Genomic DNA, 1,080 nt, shown 5'->3' with positions numbered 1-1,080 from the left:
CTCGATGATTGCCGCCGATTCACCCAGAACGAGAGCGCCATCGCTGATGACAGGCGCCGTCCCGAACGGCGTTAGCGCTCGATACTCGGCGGGGGCAAGCCGCGTCTTCGGATCGCGATCATATCGCTTCAGCACATAAGGAATCTCAAGCTCCTCACACAACCAGACGATTCGGTCGGATTGCGAGATTCCGAGATGATGCACGACGAGCATTTATAGGAACCTTTCATTAGGGGAAGTTCTTTTCGTCGGCTCATAAATAAGCGCTTTCGGGGGAACTCGCGATGCTGTGCTGCTCGATTTCGGTGCCGATCCGCTCATCTTCCTCCCAATTAAAAACCCGCCGATCGTTCTGATCGGCGGGTGCGACGGGCTCTCCAGGGAGCGTTAACGTGCGACTATTACGCCATCCGCGCAATTTCGTCCTTAATCCGTAACTTTTCGCGTTTAAGGTGCTGAACTGTCACGACGTCCGGTTCGGGGCGGTTGCGCTCCCGATCCAGTTGGGAATCCAGTTGCGCATGCTTGGCCTGCAACGACTTAACCCGTTCCATAGATGCCATGGGCGTCTCCCTCATCGGTGACAGCGGTGCGTATATCGCCCCGCGCGGTCTTTCTTTCGACCGGACAAAAAGCCTAGGCGCGAATTGTGGCAAGAACCAGCAGGAAAGCTGGCCATTCGCCCGCGCCCTTTGCGTTGTTACGCTAAAGAGTGCGCGCGCGCCGAATTTCATGGTATAAACACGCTCTGTCGGCCCCTGGGGTGTGACCTGATTGGCATCATGATCGACGATATTGAGCAGTTAAGCCGCAAACTCGAAGAATTGCGGGTGGAGCATCGTGACCTGGACGAAGTGATCGCCCGCTTGATCGAGCGGCCCGATGGCGGGGCCGATCTTCTTCAGATTCAGCGCTTGAAAAAGCGCAAACTGATCTTAAAAGATCAGATGCATCAGCTCGAAAGCGCGCTTCTGCCCGATATTATCGCGTAAAGCCGCCCGCATAGCCGCGCTTTTCCCCTGAGCCGCAACCGCTTATACTGCGGTTTCCTTTTTTCTATGGATGATCCTTCAATGAGCA

General features: G+C 55.5%; 3 protein-coding genes. 1 reads left to right on the top strand and 2 read right to left on the bottom strand.

Annotation, left to right across the window (positions count from 1 at the left end; all coding sequences use genetic code 11):
- Window positions 1-213, bottom strand: a 213-nt coding sequence (locus tag VZ95_RS20760) for a glutathione S-transferase N-terminal domain-containing protein (protein WP_045777559.1), incomplete at its 3' end; no start/stop codon positions are given.
- Between the two features lie 188 nt (window positions 214-401).
- Window positions 402-563: a YdcH family protein gene (locus tag VZ95_RS23645; RefSeq protein ID WP_084627604.1), complete on the bottom strand. Its 162-nt coding sequence runs from the start codon at window positions 561-563 to the stop codon at window positions 402-404.
- Window positions 564-782: 219 nt separating this feature from the next.
- On the opposite strand from VZ95_RS23645, the gene VZ95_RS20755 reads away from it, so the two are divergent.
- Entirely contained in the window at window positions 783-992 is a 210-nt protein-coding gene (locus tag VZ95_RS20755) for a YdcH family protein (protein WP_045777558.1), read from the top strand.
- Window positions 993-1,080: the final 88 nt, after the last annotated feature.

Source organism: Elstera litoralis (assembly GCF_000963705.1).
GTDB lineage: Bacteria > Pseudomonadota > Alphaproteobacteria > Elsterales > Elsteraceae > Elstera > Elstera litoralis.
Note: the sequence above shows the minus strand (reverse complement) of the source record. Positions and strands in the feature narration are given on the sequence as shown.